Source organism: Pseudomonas sp. 43NM1 (genome assembly GCF_002836905.1).
GTDB classification, from domain to species: Bacteria; Pseudomonadota; Gammaproteobacteria; order Pseudomonadales; family Pseudomonadaceae; genus Aquipseudomonas; species Aquipseudomonas prosekii.
Map to the genome: position 1 here is coordinate 1 of NZ_MKGS01000075.1, position 6635 is coordinate 6635.

The 6635-nt window shown below is 62.7% G+C and carries 4 protein-coding genes; all 4 read right to left on the reverse strand.

Annotated elements, in window-relative coordinates:
* Positions 1 to 115 precede the first annotated feature (115 nt).
* Entirely contained in the window at positions 116 to 3079 is a 2964-nt protein-coding gene (locus BI292_RS08440) for an autotransporter serine protease (RefSeq protein ID WP_101207601.1), read from the reverse strand.
* A 302-nt stretch (positions 3080 to 3381) separates the two neighbouring features.
* Positions 3382 to 4734 carry a TolC family outer membrane protein gene (locus BI292_RS08450; RefSeq protein WP_371918714.1) on the reverse strand — a complete coding sequence of 451 codons (1353 nt, stop codon included), beginning with the start codon at positions 4732 to 4734 and terminating at the stop codon, positions 3382 to 3384.
* 14 nt (positions 4735 to 4748) lie between these two features.
* Positions 4749 to 6098 carry an HlyD family type I secretion periplasmic adaptor subunit gene (locus BI292_RS08455; RefSeq protein WP_101207602.1) on the reverse strand — a complete coding sequence of 450 codons (1350 nt, stop codon included), beginning with the start codon at positions 6096 to 6098 and terminating at the stop codon, positions 4749 to 4751.
* Positions 6095 to 6635: ATP-binding cassette domain-containing protein (locus BI292_RS08460; RefSeq protein ID WP_157831230.1), on the reverse strand; the 541-nt coding region annotated here is incomplete at its 5' end. The genes BI292_RS08460 and BI292_RS08455, both read right to left, overlap by 4 nt.

The following is a 6635-nucleotide window of genomic DNA, read 5'->3' on the forward strand; positions in this document are numbered from 1 at the left end:
CTGCCCCACGGTCTGACGCGAACACCGCACCGCCCGATTTCACGACTGCTTCGCAGCCGAACGCAGCCTCGCGGGCTCGGCAGCTGCTACGGGACCGTGGCGGCCTTCAGCGCGGTTAGAACTGCCAATTGAGGCTCAGGCCTACGCCGTGGCTTTTTTCGCGGCTGGCCAGTTGGCCGGTGTAATCGAGGTTGACCCGCACGTCGCGGCTCAGCGCCAGGCTGGCGTGGGCGCCGACCAACGCGGCGTCGCGCACCAGCGGCGAACCTTCCACCGAAAACGCCGTGCCGCCGCTGGCGAACGCCAAGTGCTGCTGCGAATCAACGCTGCTCAAATTGTGCTGCCAGCCCAGGCTGCCGCTCAGGTCAAGCTGTTGCTGACCGGCGAGATTCAGCGTTTTCAACGCGCGCACACCCAACGTGCTGAGCACCGCATCGCGAGTATCGCCATGGCTTTTCAGCGCGGCGCCATCGCCCTTTTCGGTGAAACCTTCAGTGTCGAGATGCACGTAAGCCAGGTTGGCAAACGGCTCCAGTGCCAACGGTTGCAGGTTCAAGCGATACGCCGCTTCGCCGAAGACCTGGGTGGTCGCCGCGTCAACCTTGGTTTTCTGCTTGGCGCTGACGTCGGCGAATTGCAGATCACGCTTCACGTCCGCGCGATGCCTGCTGTAGGCGCCGCCCGCGCTCAGGCGCCAGGCACCGAGTTCGCGACCGGCATAAGCGCCGAGGTGGTAACCGTCGACCTGCGCCGAAGAATGCGTGCCCGAGCCCATGCTCACCGAACTGTCGCTGTAACCGGCGACCAGACCGATGCGCGTCTGCTCATCCAGCGCCCCGTCGACACCGCCAAGCAATCCGCCAATCGAGGTGGTGTAACCCGCTGTGTCGTGGCGATCATCCGTCTTGCCCCAAGCGCCGAGGGCTTTGATCCAGCCATTGCTCTGTGCGGCGTTTGCGTCATGCAGACGTTCGCCGACCGCATCACGCAAGTAGCGACTGTCGTTGATCAGCACAGAGCCCAGCGCCGGATAAATCTCCCCGGACAACTGCTGAAAGGCCTGCTGCGCCGAACTCGCGGACGGCGACAGCAGCACACTTTCGTACACCGCATTGCCCGCGCCCAAACCTTCGACCGCGCCGGCCACCGCACGCTGATTCGGCGTTTGCCCGACACTGGCGAAGCTCGTTGCGTTGCGTTGAATGTTCAGGCCGACGCCGGTCGCGGAATAGTCGAGGCTGCCGCCGATGAACAGGTAATTCGGCAATACCGCGCCGAACTGCCCCTGAACGCCACCGGCTGCTTGCAGAATGTCGTACTGGCGACCGAGCAGGCTTTGCACCTCGCCAGTGCTGAGCAATGTCGGGCTGTTTTCCAGCGACAGACTGACCGTAGCGCCACTGACCGTGGCGACGCCGCCCGCGACAATGCGGTCGCTGCTGGTCGGCGACAGCTCCACGGCGTACGTCGAACCCGGCGCAAACGTCACGTCGCCGGCCACTTGCACAGTGCCGATGGAGTTGCCCGGCGCCACCGTGGCGCCGGCATTTGCGGTGAGTGCGCCGATGCGTCCGGAACCGCCCAACGTGCCGTTGTCATTGACGGTGACGGCGGAAGTTAGCGAACCGTTGACCACCAGCAATCCACCGTTGACCGTGGTCGGCCCGCGATAGGTGCTGTCGCCACTGAGCAGCAAACGCCCGGCGCCGGATTTGGTCAGGCTGCCTTCATAAACGCGGCTGGCCGCAGCGGCATCGCGCGCCATGCCCACCGCGTAGTCAGTCTGATCCTGCTGACTGGCGCCCGCCGCCACACCGTTTTCCCAGCCGTTGTCCTTCAGGGTTTGTTGCCAGGCGCTGTGTTCGGCGAGGTCTTCGCGCTGCCGCTGAATCAACGCCTTGTCGCTGATGCCATTGCTCCAGACATCGCTTTGCCCCGCGCCCAGATTGGCGTCGAACGCGCCGAGCAATTGTCCCGGCCCGCGCATCGCCCGATCCAGATTGGCGACGCCCCAGCCGACCTGATTGTTCGGCGCATCGGTGATCGAACCGTCGAGCTGCGTCGCGGTGGTCAACAGCACCTGCAGCGCCTGCTGATTGTTCATGTACGGGTAGCGTTCCATTACCAACGCCAGGGCGCCGGTGGCGTGCGGCGCCGACATCGAGGTGCCGGACTTGATCGCGTAACCGCCATCGGGAATGGTGCTGTCGATCTTCGCGCCGGGGGTGCTGAGGCACCAGTATTTGGCGATGCCACACTGGTTGTACTTCTGCAGATTGCCTTGGTCGAGGCCCGACACCGCCAGCCAATGGCCTTCAAGGTCCGGCTGAAAGTACGGCAGCGCCGAGCGCACGCTGGCGTTCGGATAACCGCTGTTGCCGGCGCTGAACACGTTGATCACCCCGCGCCGGGCAACGTCGGCGGCGGCGTCCAGCCAGGTGCCCTGGTTGTAATGTTGGGCGTACGCGGCGTGCAAATCGTCGAGGGTGCGGTAGCTGACGTCGGGCGGCTGGCTGCCCCAACTGTTGTTGATCGCGCGCGCGCCGGAATCGATCAGCGCGTCATAGGCTGCTTTGAAGTAACGCGGATCCGGGGTTGGGCCGAACAGGAAACTGTCGTTAGCGTTGGTGTTGGCCACGTAGAGCTGCGCGTTGTACGCGACCCCGTGCATGCCGGTGCCGTCACGCGAGGCGGCGATGGTGCCGGCGACGTGGGTGCCGTGGGAATCGTTGTTGCCGTTGAGCGCGCCGTTGACGATGAACGGCGTGCCGTTGAGGTAGCTGCCGCTGGCGCTGACCGGGTGATAACGGTCTTTGGCGAACTCGGGATGGGCGGTATCGAAACCGGAATCCAGCTCACCGATTTTCACCCCTTTGCCGGTGATTCCGGCGGCGTAGGCTTGATCGGCCTGCATCCGCGCCAGGCCCCAATCGCGCTGAAACTCGGCCGAACGCCAACTGGCGGCATCGCCGGGTTTACCGGTTTCCAGGTATTGCGCCTGCGCGGCGGCGGGCATGGCGCACACCACCAGCAACAGTGTGCTGATCGATATCGGTTTGATCTTTTCATCGGTGTTCATGAAGACTCGCTTTTTTGGCGTTTTTAGAGTTTTAAGCCCCTGTTTCGGGGTAGTCACTGAGTCGCATTTTTTGCTTGCACGCATATCTGTGGCCAGGAAACTTGCCTATGGCAAAGGGGCTTGCCTGTGGCGAGGGGGCTTGCCCCCGTTGGACTGCGCAGCAGTCCCTGCCTCTGGGGTCGCTACGCAACCCAACGGGGGCAAGCCCCCTCGCCACAACAGCCCTTCAGCCCTTCAGTCATTCAGTCCTTCAGCCCTCCAGCCTTCTGCCCAAACGCCCTCTCTCCACACTTGATGTGGCGTCAACGAACTCGCGGCCCCTGCCCAAATGCCTCATCCACCCGCGCCAGGTCCTGCTCGCTCAAGGTCCCGGCGTAGTAATGCAACTTGGTCCAGGCCATCAAATAGTCGTAGCGCGCCTGCGCCAGATCGCGGCGGGTGGTGAACAGTTGTTGCTCGGCATTCAGCGCATCGAGGTTGACCCGCTCGCCGCCGAGGATGCTTTGTTTGGTCGACACCACCAGCGCTTCCGCCGACGTCAGGGCCTTTTGATAAGCGCGCAATTTATTCACCCCCGACAGACACGCGCTGAACTGCCGACGCAGTTCGATCAAGGTTTCGCGGGTCTTGCCGTCGAGTTCGTATTCGGCCTGCTCCATGGTGCGGCTGGCCTGGCGGGTCATCGCCGAAACGCCGCCGCCGGCATACAGCGGCACACTGACTTCAATACCAATGGTGTTGGTGTCGTAGCGCTGGTTGTAGGTGTTGCCGCTTTCCGATTCGTTCTGGCGCACCGAGGCGTAGGCGCTGACTTTCGGCAAATGCCCGGCGCGGTTGCGTTCGACTTCGTAACGCGCCACCTCCACCGCTTGGCGCTGCGACGCAAGGTTCGGGTTATTCGCCACCGCCATCTCGTGCCAGGTGTCGTAATTGGCCGGTTGCAGCGCGAAGGTCTGGAAGTTCTGATCCAGCGGCGCAAGGTCGCCGATGTTGATCGCCGGCACACCAATCAGCGCGCCCAATTCGCGCAACGACGCGTCCTGCTCGTCGCGCGCCTCGATCTCCTCGGCGGTGGCCAACTCATAACGCGACTCGGCTTCAAGGATGTCGGTACGCGTGCCCTCGCCCTGACGGAACATGTGCTCGTTCTGCTGGAACTGCTGCTCGAACGCTTTCTTTTTCGCCTGGGCGATGTCGATCTGATCCTGCGCGAACAGCGCCTGGGTGTAGTTCTCCAAAACGCGCACCAGCAACTCCTGGCTCTTGCCGCGAAACGCTTCATCGGCGAACAACGACTGCGCGACGCCCTTGCGATACGAAGCGTAGGCCTCGTAATCGAGCAGCGGTTGCTGCACGGTCAGGGTCGAGCCGTAACTGCTGTAGTTGCGGTCATCGGTGCGGTTTTCACCACGCTCATTCAGCGCTGTGGCTTTCGACGAGTTGCGACCCTTGTTGTAGTTGTAACCGATGCGCGGCAGCAGCCCGGCGCGGCCAATAACGCGGTTTTCCAGGCCGGCATCGCGTTCCTTGATCGCGCCGAGGAACACCGGATCATTGCGCAACGCCTGTTCGTAAATCTCGAACGGCCCGAGGGCCAGTGCACTGTTGCACGTGAGCAACGCCAGGGCTGCCCCAAGCATGGAAAGCTTATTCATACCACCGAACATCCTTATTCCTCGGTCAACGCGGAGCCTGCCCGGTCGAGCAGCGGTTTGAACAAATAGTTGAGGAGTGAACGTTCACCCGTGCGCACGAACATTTCCGCGGGCATGCCGGGCTTGATCACCAGTCCGTGGAGTTTTTCCATGGCTTGGTCACTGACGCTGCTGCGCAACACGTAATACGGCGCGCCGGTTTTTTCGTCGATCATCTGGTCGGCGGAAATCAGGCTGACTTCGCCGGGCACGCGCGGGGTGCTGCTCTGGTTGAACGCGGTGAACAGAATGTCCACCGGCAAGTGCGTGCCGACCTTGTCGATCAGGTTGACCGGCAAGTGCCCTTCGACTTCCAGCGTGGTGCCTTGCGGGACGATTTCCAGCAGGGTTTCACCCTGACGGACCACCGCGCCTTCGGTGTGAACCCCCAGATTGACCGCGATGCCGTCGGCGGTGGCGATGATTTCGCGGTGCTGCAAATCGAAACCGGCGGAGGTCAGTTGCTCCTTGAGCGTGACGCTTTTCAGTTGCGCGTCGCCCAGTTGCGTGCGGACCTCTTTCTGGTATTCCTCAATGTGCTGTTGCAGCTTGAGTTTCGCTTCGAGAATGCCCTGCTCCACCCGCCCGCTTTCGCCGCTGTTCTCGGCCAATTGCTGCTGGACTTGCGACAACTGCCGCTGATATTCCATCAGCCGATTGCGCGGGATGTAGCCGTTGTCGGCCAGCGGTTGCAGGTTGCTCAGTTGCTGTTGCAGCGAGCTGACCTGGGCGTTGAGGTCGGTGCGCGCGCGGCGCATGCCGGCCAGTTGCGCGTTGGCGCCTTCAATGTTCGCGCGCAAACCGCCCTGCTCGCGGGCAAACGCTTCGCGGCGACTGCTGAACAACTGGCGTTGACCTTCAAGCACCAGCGCCAGACGCGGGTCGGCGTCCTTGCTCAGTTCGGCGGGGAAAGTCACTTGCTTGAGGTTGTCGCGTTCGCTCTCCCAACGCGCGACGCTGGCCCACGCCATGCGGTACTGCGCCTGCAACGAATCGACATCGGCGGCGGCTTGGGTCTGGTCGAGTTGAAACAGCGGCTGGCCCTGCTTCACCACCTGCCCTTCGCGCACCAGAATTCGGCTGACCACGCCGTTGCCGATTGACTGCACGGCTTTGCGTTTGCCCGACACGACGACCGTGCCTTGCACCGGAATCCCTTGATCGAGCGGCGCGAGGCTGGCCCAGGTGAAGAAGCTGCCGGCGCCGACGATGGCCAGAATCCAGCCCATTCGCGCAAAAAATCTGGCGTCACGTTCAGGGCGTTCGGCGATGTAATCGTGTTCCATGCTGGCTTCGTTTGCAGCGTTCATGCGTGTGCTGGTCATACACCCGAATTCCTTGTCGAGGGCTGATACTGCCGACTCATGCTGAGCCCGCCGGGTGCCTGTGGGGTTTTCTGCTCCTGATTGGCAGGCTGATTGGCGGACTGATTGCCTGATAGCGCTTTGAGCACTTCCTGGCTTGGGCCGAACGCTTGCAAACGGCCGTCGCTGAGTACCAGCAATTTGTCGGCCTGGGCCAGCGCCGAAGAACGATGAGTCACCAGAATTACGCTGGTGCCATTGGCTTTCATGTGCGCGATGGCGCTGGCCAACGCCGCTTCGCCAACGGTGTCGAGGTTGGAATTGGGTTCATCCAACACCACCAGGCTCGGCTTGCCATACAGCGCGCGGGCCAGTGCCACGCGTTGCTTCTGGCCGCCGGACAAACCGCTGCCGTCCTCGCCCAGAACCGTGTCGTAGCCTTGCGGCATGCGCAGAATCAGTTCGTGGACACCGGCGTGTTGTGCGGCCTCGACCACTTGCTGCGGATCGGCTTCGCGAAAACGCGCGATGTTTTCGGCGATGCTGCCGCTGAACAGC

Bases quoted from the DNA above. Each gene is read 5' to 3' on its own strand.
- BI292_RS08455 (WP_101207602.1), bottom strand. From the start codon at position 6,098: ATGACCAGCACACGCATGAACGCTGCAAACGAAGCCAGCATGGAACAC.
- BI292_RS08450 (WP_371918714.1), bottom strand. From the start codon at position 4,734: ATGAATAAGCTTTCCATGCTTGGGGCAGCCCTGGCGTTGCTCACGTGC.
- BI292_RS08440 (WP_101207601.1), bottom strand. From the start codon at position 3,079: ATGAACACCGATGAAAAGATCAAACCGATATCGATCAGCACACTGTTG.